This is a genomic window from Cupriavidus sp. JZ107 (genome assembly GCF_053903255.1).
Window position 1 is genome coordinate 2,524,359 of the sequence record NZ_CP096481.1, and the last position, 17,351, is coordinate 2,541,709.

Annotated in this window: 11 protein-coding genes, 1 tRNA gene and 1 pseudogene; 7 read left to right on the top strand and 6 right to left on the bottom strand. The window is 67.6% G+C overall.

Features of this window, described 5'->3' with window-relative positions:
• The first annotated feature begins 111 nt into the window (after positions 1-111).
• Positions 112-2,685: a cyanophycin synthetase gene (gene cphA / locus M1D55_RS21095; RefSeq protein WP_456281749.1), complete on the top strand. Its 2,574-nt coding sequence runs from the start codon at positions 112-114 to the stop codon at positions 2,683-2,685.
• 246 nt (positions 2,686-2,931) lie between these two features.
• Here cphA and M1D55_RS21100 read toward each other — a convergent pair whose 3' ends face one another.
• Entirely contained in the window at positions 2,932-3,591 is a 660-nt protein-coding gene (locus M1D55_RS21100) for an amino acid ABC transporter permease (protein ID WP_006576846.1), read from the bottom strand.
• A gap of 213 nt (positions 3,592-3,804) precedes the next feature.
• A complete protein-coding gene (locus M1D55_RS21105) occupies positions 3,805-4,542 on the bottom strand; it encodes a transporter substrate-binding domain-containing protein (protein WP_231906276.1) in 738 nt (245 codons plus the stop codon).
• 314 nt (positions 4,543-4,856) lie between these two features.
• On the opposite strand from M1D55_RS21105, the gene M1D55_RS21110 reads away from it, so the two are divergent.
• Positions 4,857-6,302, top strand: coding sequence for a hemolysin family protein (locus M1D55_RS21110; protein ID WP_232204798.1), 1,446 nt, complete (start codon positions 4,857-4,859; stop codon positions 6,300-6,302).
• Between the two features lie 148 nt (positions 6,303-6,450).
• Here the strand turns inward: M1D55_RS21110 and M1D55_RS21115 are convergent.
• Positions 6,451-7,428, bottom strand: a pseudogene (locus M1D55_RS21115) (phosphatase PAP2 family protein); the annotation flags it as partial.
• A 133-nt stretch (positions 7,429-7,561) separates the two neighbouring features.
• Between M1D55_RS21115 and M1D55_RS21120 the strand changes: the two are divergent.
• Positions 7,562-9,730 (top strand): S8 family serine peptidase, encoded by a 2,169-nt coding sequence (locus tag M1D55_RS21120; RefSeq protein WP_456281750.1) that lies wholly within the window; start codon positions 7,562-7,564, stop codon positions 9,728-9,730.
• Positions 9,727-11,070, top strand: a complete 1,344-nt coding sequence (locus tag M1D55_RS21125; RefSeq protein ID WP_023265219.1) for an MBL fold metallo-hydrolase — start codon at positions 9,727-9,729, stop codon at positions 11,068-11,070. The genes M1D55_RS21120 and M1D55_RS21125 overlap by 4 nt, the downstream gene beginning before the upstream one ends.
• A gap of 18 nt (positions 11,071-11,088) precedes the next feature.
• Here the strand turns inward: M1D55_RS21125 and M1D55_RS21130 are convergent, their stop codons facing one another.
• Complete coding sequence (locus tag M1D55_RS21130) at positions 11,089-12,042, bottom strand: LysR family transcriptional regulator (RefSeq protein ID WP_456281751.1); 954 nt, start codon at positions 12,040-12,042, stop codon at positions 11,089-11,091.
• Between the two features lie 124 nt (positions 12,043-12,166).
• On the opposite strand from M1D55_RS21130, the gene M1D55_RS21135 reads away from it, so the two are divergent.
• The 3 genes from M1D55_RS21135 to M1D55_RS21145 all read left to right on the top strand — a co-directional run bounded on the left by M1D55_RS21135 (position 12,167) and on the right by M1D55_RS21145 (position 15,629).
• Entirely contained in the window at positions 12,167-13,429 is a 1,263-nt protein-coding gene (locus tag M1D55_RS21135) for a D-amino acid dehydrogenase (RefSeq protein ID WP_456281752.1), read from the top strand.
• A 130-nt stretch (positions 13,430-13,559) separates the two neighbouring features.
• Positions 13,560-14,513, top strand: a complete 954-nt coding sequence (locus tag M1D55_RS21140) for a glutamate/aspartate ABC transporter substrate-binding protein (RefSeq protein ID WP_052511479.1) — start codon at positions 13,560-13,562, stop codon at positions 14,511-14,513.
• A 171-nt stretch (positions 14,514-14,684) separates the two neighbouring features.
• Positions 14,685-15,629 carry an Rpn family recombination-promoting nuclease/putative transposase gene (locus tag M1D55_RS21145; protein ID WP_456281753.1) on the top strand — a complete coding sequence of 315 codons (945 nt, stop codon included), beginning with the start codon at positions 14,685-14,687 and terminating at the stop codon, positions 15,627-15,629.
• Positions 15,630-15,735: 106 nt separating this feature from the next.
• On the opposite strand, the gene M1D55_RS21150 is transcribed toward M1D55_RS21145, so the two are convergent.
• A tRNA-Ser gene (locus tag M1D55_RS21150) sits at positions 15,736-15,825 on the bottom strand.
• Positions 15,826-15,933: 108 nt separating this feature from the next.
• Positions 15,934-17,247 carry a serine--tRNA ligase gene (serS, locus tag M1D55_RS21155; RefSeq protein WP_456281754.1) on the bottom strand — a complete coding sequence of 438 codons (1,314 nt, stop codon included), beginning with the start codon at positions 17,245-17,247 and terminating at the stop codon, positions 15,934-15,936.
• Between the last annotated feature and the right edge of the window lie 104 nt (positions 17,248-17,351).

Consider the following 17,351-nt stretch of genomic DNA (forward strand, 5'->3'; position numbering starts at 1 on the left):
AGAGGCAAGGCGCCGAGGTTCTGACACGCTGAAGCGCTGAAGGATAGAACGGTCGCCTGCCGCGGGGTCGCGCCCCGACCGGCCGGCGGCCGACCGATAGGAAACTGATTGATGGAAGTCTCACGCATCCGCGCGCTGCGCGGTCCGAACCTGTGGTGCCGCCACACCGCGATCGAAGCGATCGTCGCGTGCCCCGATGAAGCGGGCACGATCGAGGACCTGCCGGGATTCGAGGAGCGCCTGCGCGCGCGCTTCCCCGACATCGGCCCGCTGCGACCCGACGATGCGCACGGCGATGCGTCGCTGGCCCATGCGCTCGAATGCGCGACGCTGCGGCTGCAGGCGGCCGCCGGTTGCCCGGTGACCTTCAGCCGTACCTCGCCGACGGTCGAGCCCGGCACCTATCAGGTGGTGGTCCAGTACAGCGAAGAAGAGGTTGGACGCCTTGCACTCGATCTGGCCCGGCAGCTGTGCATCGCCGCGCGCGACGACACGCCGTTCGACCTGGACGATGCGCTGTCCCGCCTGCGCGAACTGGACGAGGACGTGCGGCTCGGACCGAGCACCGGCTCGATCGTCCATGCGGCGGTCGCGCGGGGCATCCCCTATCGCCGCCTGACGCAGGGCAGCATGGTGCAATTCGGCTGGGGCAGCCGCCAGCGGCGCATCCAGGCCGCGGAAACCGATATGACCAGCGCGGTCGCCGAATCGATTGCCCAGGACAAGGAGCTGACCAAGAGCCTGCTGCACGCGGCCGGCGTACCGGTGCCGCTGGGCCGCTCGGTCAGCAGCGCCGAAGAGGCATGGGAAGTGGCGCAGGAAATCGACGCGCCGGTGGTGGTCAAGCCGCGCGACGGCAACCAGGGCAAGGGCGTCGCGGTGCGCATCCGCACGCGCGAGGAAGTGATGGCCGCCTATGAGGTCGCGGCCGAGATCAGCAGCGACGTGATCGTCGAGCGCTATATCCCCGGGCACGACTTCCGCCTGCTGGTGGTCGGCAACCAGCTGGTCGCCGCGGCCCGGCGCGATCCGCCGCAGGTGATCGGCGACGGCGTGCATACCGTGCGCCAGCTGGTCGACGAGGTCAATCGCGACCCGCGCCGCGGCGAGGGCCATGCGACCTCGCTGACCAAGATCCGCTTCGACGATATCGCGCTGGCCACGCTGGCCAAGCAAGGCCTGACCGCGGAATCGGTGCCGCCCAAGGGCACGCGCGTGATCCTGCGCAACAACGCGAACCTGTCGACCGGCGGCACCGCCACCGACGTCACCGACGACGTGCATCCCGAGATGGCCGCGCGCGCGGTGGCCGCGGCGCAGATGGTCGGCCTCGATATCTGCGGCGTCGACGCGGTCTGCGAAACCGTGCTGAAGCCGTTCGAGGAACAGGCCGGCGGCATCGTCGAGGTCAATGCCGCGCCGGGCCTGCGCATGCATCTGCAGCCCTCCTACGGCAAGGGACGCGCGGTCGGCGAGGCGATCATCTCGACGATGTTCGCCGACGGCGACGACGGCCGCATTCCGGTCGTCGCGGTGTCGGGTACCAACGGCAAGACCACCACGGTCCGGCTGATCACCCACCTGCTGGCCGGCAGCGGCCTGCGCATGGGCATGACCGGCACCGACGGCGTCTATATCAACGGCCAGCGTATCGACACCGGCGACTGCAGCGGTCCGCGCAGCGCGCGCAATGTGCTGCTGCACCCCGACGTCGACGCGGCCGTGTTCGAGACCGCGCGCGGCGGCCTGCTGCGCGAAGGACTGGCGTTCGACCGCTGCGATGTCGCGGTGGTGACCAACGTCGGCGAAGGCGACCACCTCGGGCTTTCCTATATCAGCACGGTCGAAGACCTGGCGGTGCTCAAGAGCGTGATCGTGCAGAACGTCGCGCCGCACGGCATGGCGGTGCTCAACGCGGCCGATCCGATGGTCGCGCGCATGGCCGACGCCTGCCCGGGCGCGGTGACGTTCTTCGCCCGCGATGCCGAGCACCCGGTGCTGGCCACGCATCGCGCGCAAGGCAAGCGCGTGGTGTTCACCGACGGCGACGAGCTCGTTGCCGCCGAGGGCGACTCCCAGGTGCGGATCGCGCTGAAGGATATTCCGCTGACGCGCGGCGGCAGCATCGGCTTCCAGGTCGAGAACGCGATGTCGGCGACCGCGGCCGCATGGGCGCTGGGCATCGACTGGTCGGTGATCCGTCGCGGCCTGGCGACCTTCGTCAGCGACGCGGCGAGCGCGCCGGGACGCTTCAATCTGTTCGACTATCGCGGCGCGACGCTGATCGCCGACTACGGCCACAATCCGGACGCGATCCAGGCACTGTGCAACGCGATCGAGACGATGCCCTCGCGCCGCCGCATGGTGGTGATCAGCGGCGCCGGCGACCGCCGCGACGAGGACATCCGCCGCCAGACGCAGATCCTCGGCGGCGTGTTCGACGACGTGGTGCTGTACCAGGACCAGTGCCAGCGCGGGCGCGAAGATGGCGAGGTGCTGGCGCTGCTGCGCGAAGGGCTGCAGGGTGCCACGCGGGCCAGCGCGGTCGAGGAGATCCGCGGCGAGTTCCTCGCCATCGATACCGCGCTGGGCCGCCTGCAGCCGGGCGACCTGTGCCTGATCCTGGTCGATCAGGTCGAGGAAGCGCTGGACCATATCGCGAAGCGGATCGCGGAAGCGGGGTGAGGCGCTTGCCCTCTCCCCCGGCCCCTCTCTCCCGCAAGCGGGAGAGGGGAGGAACACCGTGCGGCAGTGATCAGGCGCTGGACGTCGCACCCGCGCTGACCCGCTCCCTCTCCCTCTTGCGGGAAAGGGAAAGAACACCGTGCAGCGATGATCAGACGCTAGAGGTCAAGCCCGCGCTGACCCGCTCCCTCTCCCGCTTGCGGGAGAGGGCTGGGGAGAGGGCAAACAGCGCCCGCCCCACCACCGTCAATGCCGCCCCGGCAACGACAATCTTCTCTCCAGCAGCCGCTGCACGAACGACAGCAGCGTGCTCAATACCCAGTAGATCGCGGCCGCCGCGAGATACAGGGGCAGCGGCTGGTAGGTCGCCGCGATCAGCTCCTGCGTGGTGCGCAGCAGTTCGGTGACCGTGATCACCGACACCAGCGAGGTGTCCTTGATCAGGCTGATCAGGCTGTTCGACAGGCTCGGCACCGCGATGCGCAGCGCCTGCGGACCGACCACGTAACGCAGCGTCTGCGCGGGCGTCAGCCCGAGGCTGTAGGCCGCCAGCCATTGCCCGCGAGAGATGCCGAGGATCGCCCCGCGCATGCTTTCCGACAGATAGGCGCCGACATTCAGGCTAAGCGTCAGCACGCCGGCGGGAGTGGGCTCCATCGTGATGCCGATGCCCGGCAGGCCGTAATACACCACGAAGATCTGCACCAGCAGCGGCGTGCCGCGCATCACGCTGACATAGACGCGCGCGATCGCCCTCAGCACGCGGTTGTGGCCGATCCCCATCAGCGCGACCACCAGGCCGATCACCAGCCCGAAGGCCATCGACCACAGCGCGAACTTGATGGTCAGCACCATGCCTTGCAGCAGCACGGGCAGCGAATCGATTACCAGTTGAAGGGATGGCATGGCAGGCGGGAATGGAGGCGGGGATGGAGGCGCTGATGACCGCGCAAAGTCGGAATCATAAATTGGTGCCCCAAAAAACAAAACGGCAGTGCGATTGCACTGCCGTCCGCTCTTTGAAGTTGTGGCCCCCGCGAAGGCGCAGGCCCAGCGACTTGGTCTCGACTGCGAAAGCCACTGGGTCCCCGCCTTCGCGGGGACGACGGGCTTGTCGGTTTATTTCACCGGCTTGGTCACGTCCGCGCCGAACCACTTGTTCGACAGCTTGGTCAGCGTGCCGTCCTTGCGCAGATCGTCCAGCGCGCGGTCGAGCGCCTGTGCGAACTTCGGATTGTCCTTGCGGAACGGGATCGCGACCTCGGTATCGCCGCCCTTCACCACCGCGCCGGCGCGCAGCGGCAGATTCGACGTCTTGATCAGGTAGTTGACCATCAGCCGGTCGTTCAGCGCGGCATCGACACGCTGCGCGGCCAGGTCGCGCAGATATTCGGGCGCGCCCGGATAGGTCTTGACGTCGATGCCCGCCACCGACTTGGCCAGTTCGTTGTAGTTGCTGCCGAGGCTGACGCCCAGCCGCTTGCCCTTCAGGTCCTCCAGCGACTTGAACTCGCGCTTGTCGTCCTTGCGCTGGATCAGCTGCGCGGCCGAGAAGACGTAGGGCTTGGAGAAGTCGAGCACCTGCTTGCGCTGCGGCGTCACGTTGACCTGATTGACGATCACGTCGAACTTGCCCGCCTGCAGGCCGGCGATGATGCCGCTCCATTCGGTGGTGACGAACTCCGGCTTGACGCCCAGCTTGCCCGCGACCGCGCGCGCGACGTCGACGTCGAAGCCTTCGAGCTGGTTGTTGGCGCCGCGATAGCCGAACGGCGGATAGGTGCCTTCCAGGCCGATCTTCAAGACGCCTGCCTGCTTGACGTTGTCGAGCAGATCGGCGGCATGGGCGCCGGCCATCGTCAGGGCCAGCAGCGGCGCCGCGATCAGCGGGCGAATCCAGCCAGCGGGAAACCAGGTCATCGAGTTCTCCAATCGAGGTTGATGGACGGCATGATAGTGCATGGGCCTGACGGCGTTTCGACCCACGCGACACCCCCATGCGTACCGGCACAGAGTAAGTCAATTCCTATCAAGCGAAAAATAACAATTTATTATGGCTATATAACGCCCCCTCCAGGCGGCGTCTGGTTCGCATTGACAGTCCGCATCGGCCTGCACCATCATCGAAACGCCCTTTCGGCCAAAAGCCACCGGCCCCTGCCGCCATCGCCATGTTCGTCCTGATCCTGCTGCTGCTGATCCTGATCAGCGCCTTCTTCTCGATCTCCGAGATCGCCCTGACCGCCGCGCGCCGCACCAAGCTGCAGACGCTGTCGGAGCGTGGCGACCGGCGGGCGACCAAGGTGATGCTGCTGAAGGAGGAGCCGGGCAACTTCTTCACCATCGTGCAGATCGGCGTCAATACCGTCGCGATCCTGGCTGGCGTACTGGGCGAGAAGCATCTGTCCGACGTTGCCTACGCGCTGCTGTCGCCGCACTTCAGCGACACGGTCGCGCAGCGCACCGCCAATATTGGCTCGTTCCTGCTGGTCACGCTGCTGTTCATCCAGTTCGCCGACCTGATTCCGAAGCGGATCGCGATGAGCTTCCCCGAGGCCTGCGCGCTCGCGGTGATCGGGCCGATGCTGTGGCTGCTGAAGGTGCTCAAGCCGCTGGTCTGGCTGTTCAATGCCGCCGCCGATGCCGCGCTGCGGCTGCTGGGCCTGCCGACCAAGGCGGTCGAGCAGATCACGTCGGAGGACATCGCGGCGATGGTCGATGCCGGCGCCGAGGCCGGCGTGCTGCTCAAGCACGAGATCCATCTGATCGAGAACGTGTTCGAGCTCGATTCGAAGAGCGTCACGGCGATCATGACGCCGCGCGACGAGGTGGTCTACCTCGCGCTGGACGAGAGCGCCGACAGCCTGCGGCGCAAGCTGGTCAAGTACCCGCACGCGCAATACCCGGTCTGCGACCACGATCTGGACGACGTGCAGGGCTTCGTCGAATCGCAGGACATCCTGCGCTCGATGCTGGCCGACGAGGCCGATTCCGCGATCGCCAATCTCGCGCGGCACTACGACAAGAACGTGCTGGTGATTCCCGACACGCTGACGCTGTCCGAGGCGATGACGCGCTTTCGCGAGATGCACCAGAGCTTCGCGGTGGTGATGAACGAATACGGGCTGGTGGTCGGCATCGTCACGCTCGACGATATCGTCGGCGCGCTGATGGGCGACATCCTGTATTCGTCCGAGGACGAGCAGATCGTGCGGCGCGACGAGGACTCGTGGCTGGTCGACGGCGTGACGCCGCTGGTCGACCTGAAGAAGGCGCTGGATCTCGATGCGCTGCCGGCCGAGGACTATGTCGACACCGCGGCCGGGCTGGTGATCTATACCCTGAAACGCATCCCGAAGAAGTCCGAGTTCATCGAGACCGCGGGCTATCGCTTCGAGGTACTCGACATCGACCACCACAAGATCGACCAGTTGCTGGTGTCGCGGCTGCCAGCGGGCCGGGGCGGCGGCAGCGGCACGGGTGGCGGCGCCCGCGCTACGCCGCCGCAGGCATCGCCACAGCCTGCGGGGCCAGCACTCGGTCCGGCTGCCGGTCCAGCCGCGCCGGACTCCCCTCCGTCTCCGTCTCCGGCGCCGGCGCAACGGGCACGGCCTTAGCCGCATCGCGGTAGCGCTCCACGTTGTGGGGCAGATGATAGACCGCGACCCACGCCCCCATCGCCAGCGCCGCGGCCGCGGCCACGCCGGCCAGCGGCGCCGGCGACAGCCTGGCCGGCACATGCAGCGTCAGATAGGCGGTTGCCAGCATCACGATCCAGGCCATGCCCAGCGCGTAGCCGGCCACCACATCCGACAGCCAATGCATGCCCAGGTAGAGCCGCGACAGGCCGATCGCGACCACCACGGTCGCCGTCACCGCCAGCACCGGGATGCGGACCCGCCAGGGTTGCCGCACGCACAGCAGAAAGGCCAGGAAGCCGTAGGTCACCATGCTGCTGGTCGCATGCCCGCTCGGAAACGAGAACGACTCCACGCCGCCGTAGATGCTGGCCGGCCGCCCGCGGGCCAGGCCGTATTTGAGCACCATCACGCAGGCACGCGCACCGATCAGCGCGATCGTCCAATAGGCGGCGGCGGCCCATGCCCGGCGCCACGCCAGCCACCCGAACACCGCAATGCCGATCGCCACCACGATGCGCGCACCGCCGAATTCGGTGATCGCGGTCATCGCGACATCGAGCCAGTCCTGCCGGCCCTGCTGCAGCCACGCGAACACCGCCTGGTCGACGCGCACCAGCGGCGTTTCCGCGGCGACCGCCATCGCCAGCCAGATCAGCAGGCCGCCGCTCGCAAGCAGCACCGCCGCCGCGATCGCCACCAGCAGGATTTCGGCGACCTCGCGCTCCAGCAGCTTGAGCACGCGCGGCCAGCGGTCACCCGCCCGCGCGTGCAGCGCATCGTGTGCGACGCGGCGCAGCGAATCGAGCAGCCGCACCGCCGGATGGATCAGCACCAGCGCGATACGAACGAGGCAAAGCCCCAGTACGGCCAGCACGACGAACAGCAGCAGGCCGCCGATCAGCAGGCCGGGCGTGGGTTGCTCGAAGCGCAGCCAGGCAGGCCACTCGGCGATCAGCTCGTCCATCGTGTCCTCGAACTCGTCGTCAATCTCGTCGTCAATCTCGTCGTCAATCGGAGCATGGGCAGGTTCCGTGTATTCGGTATTGGACCGCGGCAATGACCGTGTCATCCCGGCCAGGTAAAACCACCGCTCAGTCCGCATGATAGAACGCGGCCCTGGGCAAACCGGCGGCCCGGCTGCGATCGCGCTGAACTCACGCTTGAAAATTTTGCAGTGGCCGCGCCGGCACGAAGCCGTTAGGCTATGCAGCGAGCGCGACGAGGAGAAAACCCCGATGCCACGCGACGATATCCCGCCCCTGCAGCATCTGCATCCCAAGCTGCGCCAGGTCAGCAACGGCAGCGAGCCGGTCAACCAGCTGCGCGCGCAATACTCGCAATGCGTGGTCACGCGCAAGTCCGCGCTGCCCGAGCCGGCCGGGCGCCGGCTGACGATCGAGCAGCAGGAACGCGACCGCTTTGCCGCCGGCCTCAGCGACTTCAGCTGCCTGACGGTGCATCGCGGCCGCGTGACCCGGCCCAAGCAGCAGGCCATGCCGGTGGCCGACGACGTCTTCATCAACGTGATCGTCGAGACGGAGCCGCGCGAGCCCGGCGCGCCCGACGATACCGAGCACGTGCTGCGCGCCATCGACCGCATGCTGGCCGAAGCCGGCCATCGGCGCCGTCCCGGACAGCAGCCCGCCACGCCGCTGCTGCATCGGCGCAATTTCATCGCCGCCACCGTGCCGATCTCCACGCTGCGCGCGCTGGCCGCGCTCGACGGCGTGCGCTACGTGCACCGCAGCGAGACGCTGTCGCTGCGGCTGCCGCGGCCCGACCGCGGCCCGGCGGCGGCGATCGAACCGACGCCGCGCCGCGTCGCGGTCGACGGCCAGCCGCAGAACGGCGCCGGTGTGCTGATCGGCATCATCGACGTCGGCGGCTTCGACTTCTCGCATCCGGATTTCTTCGATGCCGACGGCAATACGCGCTTCGTCTCGATCTGGGACCAGGGCGGCGATTTCCGGCCGCCGCCGCAGGCCTTCGGCTATGGCGCCGAGCTGACGCGCGAGCGCCTGAACGCGGCGCTGCAGGCCGCGCGCAAGGGCGGACCGCCGGCCACCGAGCTGGAGCGCCAATCGCAGCAGGAGCCCGGCTCGCATGCGACCCATGTGGCCAGCATCGCCGCGGGCAATCAGGGACTGTGTCCCGGCGCGCTGATTGCCGGCGTGCTGATCAGCGTGGAGCCGCCCGGCGACGACTATGCCGCGCGGCGCTGGACCTTCAGCGATGCCTCGCGCATCGTCCATGCGGTCGAATATCTGCTGGCGGTGGCCGAACGCGAGGGCCTGCCGCTGTCGATCAATATCAGCCTGGGTACCAACGGCGGCTCGCACGACGGCGCCAACGGCACCTGCCGCTGGCTCGACGCGTTCCTCGCCACGCCGGGCCGCGCGATCTCGATCGCGGCCGGCAATGCCGGACAGGAGCGTCCCACCGACGAGGACCGCTTCGGCTGGATCATGGGCCGCATCCATACCAGCGGCAGGATCGCGGCCAAGGGCCTGACGGTCGAGCTCGAATGGATCGTGGTCGGCGACGGCATCGCCGATCTGTCCGAGAACGAGCTCGAGATCTGGTACGGCGCGCAGGACCGCATGACGGTCTCGGTGCAGCCGCCCGGCTCGACCGAGTGGTACGAGGTCGCGCCGAAGCAATACATCGAGAACCGGCGGCTGCCCGACGGCACCGTGCTGTCGGTCTACAACGAGCTCTACCACCCGTCCAACGGCGACAACTACATCGGCGTCTACCTGTCGCCCTTCCTCGATGCGCGCGCCTATACGCCGATCACCGCCGGCGTGTGGAAGGTACGGTTGCACGGCGACGAGATCCGCGACGGCAGCTTTCACGCATGGATCGAGCGCGACGATCCGATGGAGCTGCAGCGCCGGCGCGAACTGGCGGCCTACCGCTTCCCATCGTTCTTCGCCGAGGCGACCAACGTCGATTCGCATTCGATCAATTCGCTGGCCTGCGCGCATTGGGTGATCGGCGTGGCGAACGCCGACACCGAGCAGGCGCGCGTGCATATCTCCAGCAGCCAGGGGCCGACGCGCGACGGCCGCAACAAGCCCGACGTCTGCGCGCCGGGCACCGGCATCGTCGCCGCCAATGGCTTCGTCGAGGGCGGCGGCTGGGTCCCGATGACGGGCACCAGCATGGCCAGTCCCTACGTATGCGGCGTGATCGGCCTGATGCTGGCGGCCAAGCCGACGCTGACGGCGGCGCAGTGCCAGGGCATCCTGCGGCGCACCGCGCGGCCGCTGCCCTCGCACGACTACGCCTGGCGCAACGACGCGGGCTACGGCCTGATCGATCCGGTCGCCGCGATCGCCGAGGCACGTGCCTTCGACGAGCGCCGCGAGCGTCGCGACCCACCGGCGCGGAGGCGCGCATGAAGATCCGCCTGTTCCAGTCCTATCAGGGCGACTGCCTGCTGATCGAGGCGGCGTCGGGCCACCGCATGCTGTGCGACGGCGGCACCGGCGCGGCGATGCGCGATTTCGTCGCGCCGTCGCTGGAGCGGCTCGCGCGCGACGGCGCCATGCTCGATCTGGTCTACGTCTCGCATATCGACGACGATCATCTGGGCGGCGTGCTGGCAATGCTCGAGGCCGCGCTCCAGTGGAAGGTCTACGACTACCATGCCGAGCGGGGCGATCCGCCCGCCAAACCGGAGGCTCGCCGTGTGCCGCGCATCGGCGCGCTGTGGCACAACGCCTTCCACGACCAGATCGGCACCAACGCGGGACCGATCCACACGCTGTTGGCGGCAAATGCGCGGGCGCTGCGGGCCAGCCACGTCGAGCCGCTGGAGCGGCTGGGGCACGAATACGCGCGCATTGCCAACTCGGTGCCGCAGGCGCTGCGGGTATCCCGGCTGGTCAAGGCCGATCTGCTCGATATTGCGTTGAATGGCCCGTTGGGCGACACCGCGGAGACCGGCGTGGCGCCGGCCGCCGCTTCCGCCGGCAAGCTGATCGTCGCGCGGCCCGACGCACCGGTGCAGTCGCTCGGCTCGCTGCGCATCCGCGTGCTCGGCCCCACCGCGGCGGAACTGAAGCGGCTGCGCGAAGGCTGGAACAACTGGCTGCGCGATCCCGCCAATCGCCTGCGCGCCCAGGCCATTCGCGACCGCTACGCCAGCGGGCTGCTGGCGATGGCGGGCGGCCGGGCCGACGATCCGTTCGACCTGCGCGAGTGGGAGGGCACGCCGTCGTACCGGGGTGTTACCACGCCGAACATCGCTTCGCTGATCCTGCTCGTGGAGGAGGACGACCGTCGCGTGCTGCTGACCGGCGACGCGCATCCCGACATGATCCTGGCCGGCCTCAAGCAGGCCGAACTGCTGCGCGACGGCGCGCTGCACGTCGACGTGCTGAAGGTCCAGCATCACGGCTCCGAGAACAATATGTCGCCGGCGTTTTGCCGCACGGTATCGGCCGATCATTACCTGTTCTGCGGCAACGGCGCGCATACCAACCCGGAGCTGACGGTGCTCGACGCCTTGCTGGCCTCACGCGTCGGACCCGCGGCGCAGCGCGCGCGCACACCCGAGGCCGAATCCCGGCCGTTCACGTTCTGGTTCAACACCACCGCCGCCGCGCAGACGCAGCAAAGCCATATCGCCCACATGGAGCAGGTCCAGCGCTGGGCCGAAGCGGCACTGCGCAAGCACGGTCCGCGGCTGCGGGTGCGCTTCGTCGAAGGCGCCTACGCCAGCCTGACGCTGCGCTGAGCACGGCATCCAGCGGCGCTATTTGAGCGCGTGCTCGAAGGCGACCACCGGCGCGGACAGGCGCCGGCCGAGCTGGCCGGCCAGTTCCTGCGCGGCCTCGGCAAAGCGCTCGCGCAGCTGGTCGGCCAGGCTCGGTATGCCGCGATGGCTGGCGCGCAGCATCTGGATCTCGAAGGCCATCGCCGGCTGGATCTCGTGCAGCGAGACGGTCCGCGGATCGCTGCCGAGCGCGGTGTACTGGTCGAGCAGCGCCACGCCGAGCCCGCTCTCGACCAGCTTGCGCGCCAGCGAGTAGGTCTGCACCTCCAGCGTCGAGCGCGGCTCCAGCGCATTGCGCGCCAGCAGCTGGCGCACCATCAGGCCGAGCGAGCTGTGGTCGTCGTAGCCGATGAAGGCGCGGTCCATCAGCCTGGCCATCGGCAAAGGCGTACGCCGCGCCGCCCCGGCCAGCGGCTGCCCGCGCGGCACCGACAGCAGCATGCGGCCTTCGGCCACCGTCTGCGCGGCGATCGCCTCGTGCCGTGGCGGCGCGAAGGCGAAGCCGATATCGATCTGGTTGCGCAGCAGACCCTGCACGATCTCGTCGGTATGGTGGGTCAGTACCTGCACCTGGGTGTCGGGATGGCGCGCGCAGAAGCGCTGCAGCGCCGGCACCAGCAGCGGATCGGCCAGGCTCGGCGTCGCCGCCACGCGCAGGCGGCCGGCGCCCTTGTGGCGCAGGCTCTCGGAGACGCGCCGCACGCGGTCGATCTCGCCATATAGCCGTTCGACATCGCCATACAACGCGGTGGCCTCGGGCGTCGGCCGCAGCCGGCCCTTGGCGCGGTCGAACAGCCGGAAGCCGAGCGAGGCCTCGGCATGCTGCAGCACGCGCGTGACCACCGGCTGCGACACATGCAGCAGCCGCGCCGCCTCGCTGACGGTGCCGGTCAGCATCACGGCACGGAAGACCTCGATCTGTCTCAGGCGCATGGAATCCTCGGCAGCCGGGCAGGGTATAGCCCAAAGACATATTCTGGCACGTCTTCGCATTGGGCAGCCGCGCCGCCCTGCTCTACCCTTGCGGCATCGCAAACCGGTAGGGACGGATACGGCAATGAAGGTGGTGATCACCGGCGCCGGCGTGGTCGGCATGGCCACCGCCTGGCAACTGGCCAACGACGGCCACGAGGTCACGGTGCTGGAGCGGCGCGACGGTCCGGGGCTGGAGACCAGCTTCGCCAACGGCGGGCAGCTCAGCTACAGCTATGTGGCGCCGCTGGCCGGTCCCGGCGTGCTGGCCAAGGTGCCCGGCTGGCTGCTGCGCCGCGACGCGCCGCTGCGCTGGCGCCCGCGGCTGGACCCGGCCCAATGGCGCTGGCTGGCCGCCTTCGTCGGCGCCTGCAATGCCTCGCGCAGCGATGCGACCACGCGCAAGCTGCTGCGGCTGGCCTTTCATTCGCGCGACCGCATGCGCGCCTTCCTCGATCGGCACGACATCGATTTCGATTTTGCACGGCGCGGCAAGCTGATCGTCCACCGCGACGCGGCCAGCTTCGATGCGGCGCGCCGGCTGCTGGACTACCAGGCCGGGCTCGGCAGCGAGCAGCATGCGCTGGACCGCGACGCCTGCGTGGCGCTGGAACCGGCGCTGGCCGGCATCCGCGACCAGATCGTCGGCGCGATCCATACCCCGAGCGAGGAAGTGGCCGATTGCCACCGCTTCTGCGTCGGGCTGGCCAATCTGCTGCGCCAGCACCCCAATGTGTCGCTGCGCTTCGGTACCGCGGTCCGTGCGATCGAACGCCGGGGCGACGCGGCCCGCGGCGTGCATACCGACAGCGGCTTCGAGGCCGCCGATGCGGTGGTGCTTGCCGGCGGCATCGGCAGCGCGACACTGCTGCGGCCGCTCGGACTGCGCGCGCCGCTGTGGCCGCTGAAGGGGTACAGCATCACCGTGCCCGTCGGCAGCGGCGCGCAGGCGCCCCATATCAGCGTCACCGACTTCGCCCGCAAGATCGTCTATGCCCGCATCGGCAATACGCTGCGCGTGGCCGGCATGGCCGACCTGACGCGGCCCGATACGCGCATCGACGAACGCCGCGCGGCAACGCTGCTGGACGAAACGCGCGCGGTGTTCGGCGGCATCGCTGGCGACCGCGCGCTGTCCGACCTGCAGCCCTGGGCCGGGCTGCGCCCTGCCACACCGAGCGGACTGCCACTGATCGGACAGTCGCGGCTGCGTCATCTGTGGCTCAACATCGGGCACGGGGGACTGGGGTTTACGCTGGCAATGGGCAGCGCGGGCCTGCTGGCGGATATGATCGCGAAGCGGCCGCCCGCCGTCGATCCCGCCGACTACAGCGCGACGCTGGCGTAGCGCGCCACTGCCCGCGCAGTACAGGACAGAAGAGCGGAACGAGGAGCCGCCGCTTGCACGGCCCTTGCTAGCAGTACAACCGATGTCGCGTTTCAACAAGAGCCGTTCCACAACCAAGGAGAGCCTGACCATGAAACTGCCTACCGCCACCCGCACTGCGCCACGACAGGCGCGCCGTTCGCTGCGATCCGCCCTGGGCGCCGTGCTGACCGCCGCGCTCGCTTGCGGTGCGTTCGGCACCATCGGCGCCGCCCATGCCCAGCAGAACGACACGCTGAGCAAGATCAAGCAGAACGGCGTGATCACCCTCGGCCATCGCGAATCGTCGATCCCGTTCTCCTATACCAATGGCCGCGAGGTCATGGGGTATTCGCACGAGATCATGATGGCGATCGTCGACAAGGTGAAGACGCAGCTAAACATGCCGAACCTGCAGGTGCGGATGATCCCGATCACCTCGCAGAACCGCATCTCGCTGATGCAGAACGGCACCATCGATCTCGAATGCGGCTCGACCACCAACAACCTCGAGCGCCAGAAGCAGGTCGGCTTCACCAACAGCCTGTTCGTCTACGGCATCCGCATGCTGGTGCGCAAGGACGCCGGCGTGAAGGACTTCGATGACCTGAAGGGCCGCAACGTCGTGACGACCGCCGGCACTACGGGTGAGCGCCTGCTGGTCAAGATGAACGGCGAGAAGGCGATGAACATGAACCTGACCGGCGCCAAGGACCACGGCCAGGCCTTCCTGATGCTGGAATCGGGCCGCGCGGTCGCCTTCGTCATGGACGAGCCGCTGCTGTACGGCGAACTGACCAAGGCGAAGAATCCCGGCGAATGGACCGTCGCCGGCACGCCGCTGCAGACCGAGAACTACGCCTGCATGCTGCGCAAGGACGATCCGCAGTTCAAGGCGCTCGCCGACGGCGTGATCGCCGACCTGATGAAGTCGGGCAAGGCCGAGCAGCTGTACAAGAAGTGGTTCCAGTCGCCGATCCCGCCGCGCGGCATCAACATGAACTACCCGCTGTCGGCCGAGATGAAGGAACTGTTCGCGAACCCGAACGACAAGGCGTTCCAGTAAGCGTTTTCGGTTTCTCACATCAGGAAGTCCGCGTCGGCGCTCGCGCGTCGATGCGGACTTTTCTCATTCTGCGCGCGCCTCCAACCGAAACGTAAAGTGCGTGCATTTTTCAGAAGCTTCCGGGTCCGCCGTTCGGCAAGCTACGCAGGTCTCAATACGGTATCGCCGATCATGGTTCAGACCTACGACTCCTGCTACAAGCTGCTGTTCTCCACGCCCGACCTGGTGCGCGAACTGGTCACCGCATTCGTCGAGAACGACTGGCTGCGCAGCCTCGATTTCGAAACGCTGGAGAAAATTCCCCCGCAATATGTTGGCGACAACTTGCGCCAACGCGCCAATGATGTGGTCTGGCGCGTCCGCGCCGATGACGATTGGCTCTACCTCTACATGCCGATCGAATTCCAGAGCACCGTCGACCCTTATATGGCGGTGCGGGTCATGGAATATATGGGACTGCTCTATCAGGACCTTGGCCGCCGCAAGAACGTGCTCGCGGATCGCAAGCTGCCGCCCGTGCTGCCGCTGGTGATGTACACCGGCAAGGCACCGTGGACCGCGCCTACCGATATTGCGTCGATGGTCACTGCCGCTCCCCGCTTGGCAGCAAGGTTCCAGCCTCAACTCGCCTACCTGCTGATCGATACGAGCCAGTATCGGGACCGCGATCTGCAGGCGCTGAACAATCGCGTGGCCATGGTGATCCTGATCGAGCGCGGGGATCTGGATCGTCTGCCGGAACTGGTCGATCAACTGAACGAGATGATCGCTGGCGACGTCGAACTGCACCGGATTTTTTCGATCTGGATGCGTCAACTACTCCATCGCCGGAGCGACGGGGTTCTGTTGCTGCCGGAGGTGGTCAACCTGAAGGAGGTCAATATGAGCCTGGTGTTGTCGTTGGACAAAATGAAGCAGGACAGCAAGGTCGAAGGTGAAGCGTACGTTCTGCAGAAGGTGTTGAGTCAGCGTTTCGGCCCGCTGTCGCCGGACATCGCGTCGCGGATCGCGGCAGCCAAGGCCTCGCAAATTGAAGCCTGGATAGATCGGCTTGGTGCGGCCGGATGCCTCGACGACGTCTTCAGTCACCACACTGAAGGACTGGCCGCCGCCTGATTGCCAGAGCGCAAGTTCGATCGATTGAGGCAGCCCGCTTCCGATTCGACGAGCACCGCCCAAAACAAAAACCCCCGAAGGCAGGCCTTCGGGGGTTTTGCACTACTGGCGGAGAGGGTGGGATTCGAACCCACGGTACCGTTGCCGGTACGCCTGATTTCGAGTCAGGTACATTCGACCACTCTGCCACCTCTCCTGAACTGGTCGCGTTGCGGCGAAACCGAGATTATAGAGAAGTCAAAAACAGACTGCAAGAGGGTCGGCACGTTTTTCCCGTGACTTCCTGCTGCCTGGTTCATCCACCTCAGGCCTCGGATTCGAGCCGCGTCAGGCCGCCCAGATACGGCTGCAGCGCGGTCGGCACGGTGACCGAACCGTCCGCGTTCTGGTAGTTCTCGAGGATCGCCACCAGCGTGCGGCCGACTGCCAGGCCGGAGCCGTTCAGCGTGTGCACGAGCTCGGGCTTGCCCTGACCGGCGCGGCAGCGTGCTTGCATGCGGCGCGCCTGGAAGTCGCCCATGTTCGAGCACGAGCTGATCTCGCGATAGGTGTTCTGCGCGGGGATCCAGACTTCGAGGTCGTAGGTCTTGGTGCTGCCGAAGCCCATGTCGCCGGTGCACAGCACGATGGTGCGGAACGGCAGGTCCAGCTTCTTCAGGATCGCCTCGGCATGGCCGGTCAGTTGTTCGAGCGCGTCGAACGAGGCCTCCGGGCGCACGATATGGACCAGCTCGACCTTGTCGAACTGATGCTGGCGGATCATGCCGCGTGTGTCCTTGCCGTACGAACCGGCCTCCGAGCGGAAGCACGGCGTATGGGCGACGAAACGCAGCGGCAGTTCGTCGGCCGACGCGATGACGTCGCGCATCAGATTGGTCAGCGGCACCTCGGCGGTCGGAATCAGGTAGTAGTTCTCGGTCCGCTCGCCGCCGTCCGCGCCCTCGCCGCCCACCTGGCGCGGCACCTTGAACAGGTCGTCCTCGAACTTGGGCAACTGGCCAGTGCCGCGCATCGACGCCGCATTGACGATGTACGGCACGTACATCTCGGTGTAGCCGTGCTCGAGCGTATGGGTATCGAGCATCAGCTGCACCAGCGCGCGATGCATGCGGGCGATGCCGCCGCGCAGCACCGCGAAGCGCGAGCCGGTGATCTTGGCCGCGCTCTCGAAATCGAGGCCGAGCCGCTCCCCGACGTCGACGTGGTCGCGCACCGGGAAGTCGAAGCTGCGCGGCGTGCCGACGCGGCGCACTTCGACGTTGTCGTTCTCGTCCTTGCCGACCGGCACGCTGTCGTGCGGCAGATTCGGCAGCGACAGCATCAGCTGCTGCAGCTGGGCCTGGATGTCGTCGAGCCGCGCCGCCGATTCCTTCAGCGTGTCGCCGATACCGCCGACCTCGGCCATCAGCGCCGACGCGTCCTCGCCCTTGCCCTTGGCCATGCCGATCTGTTTGGACAGCGTGTTGCGGCGGGCCTGCAGTTCCTCGGTGCGGGTCTGCAGTTGCTTGCGCTCGCTTTCGAGCGCCTGGAAGGCGCCCAGGTCGAGTTGGAATCCACGCGTGGCAAGGCGTTGTGCCACGGCGTCGGGGTCTTTGCGGAGCAGCTGGATGTCGAGCATGTTTGCGGGAAAAGCGTGCGGTCGGAGCGATCGGGAGGCGGCTGGCATGCCGCCGAACCGCACATTTTACTGCACCGCGGCAGCGCCCGGCCGGGATGGCGGCT

Bases quoted from the DNA above. Each gene is read 5' to 3' on its own strand.
- cphA (WP_456281749.1), top strand. From the start codon at position 112: ATGGAAGTCTCACGCATCCGCGCGCTGCGCGGTCCGAACCTGTGGTGC.
- M1D55_RS21100 (WP_006576846.1), bottom strand. From the start codon at position 3,591: ATGCCATCCCTTCAACTGGTAATCGATTCGCTGCCCGTGCTGCTGCAA.
- M1D55_RS21105 (WP_231906276.1), bottom strand. From the start codon at position 4,542: ATGGCCGGCGCCCATGCCGCCGATCTGCTCGACAACGTCAAGCAGGCA.
- M1D55_RS21110 (WP_232204798.1), top strand. From the start codon at position 4,857: ATGTTCGTCCTGATCCTGCTGCTGCTGATCCTGATCAGCGCCTTCTTC.
- M1D55_RS21120 (WP_456281750.1), top strand. From the start codon at position 7,562: ATGCCACGCGACGATATCCCGCCCCTGCAGCATCTGCATCCCAAGCTG.
- M1D55_RS21125 (WP_023265219.1), top strand. From the start codon at position 9,727: ATGAAGATCCGCCTGTTCCAGTCCTATCAGGGCGACTGCCTGCTGATC.
- M1D55_RS21130 (WP_456281751.1), bottom strand. From the start codon at position 12,042: ATGCGCCTGAGACAGATCGAGGTCTTCCGTGCCGTGATGCTGACCGGC.
- M1D55_RS21135 (WP_456281752.1), top strand. From the start codon at position 12,167: ATGAAGGTGGTGATCACCGGCGCCGGCGTGGTCGGCATGGCCACCGCC.
- M1D55_RS21140 (WP_052511479.1), top strand. From the start codon at position 13,560: ATGAAACTGCCTACCGCCACCCGCACTGCGCCACGACAGGCGCGCCGT.
- M1D55_RS21145 (WP_456281753.1), top strand. From the start codon at position 14,685: ATGGTTCAGACCTACGACTCCTGCTACAAGCTGCTGTTCTCCACGCCC.
- serS (WP_456281754.1), bottom strand. From the start codon at position 17,247: ATGCTCGACATCCAGCTGCTCCGCAAAGACCCCGACGCCGTGGCACAA.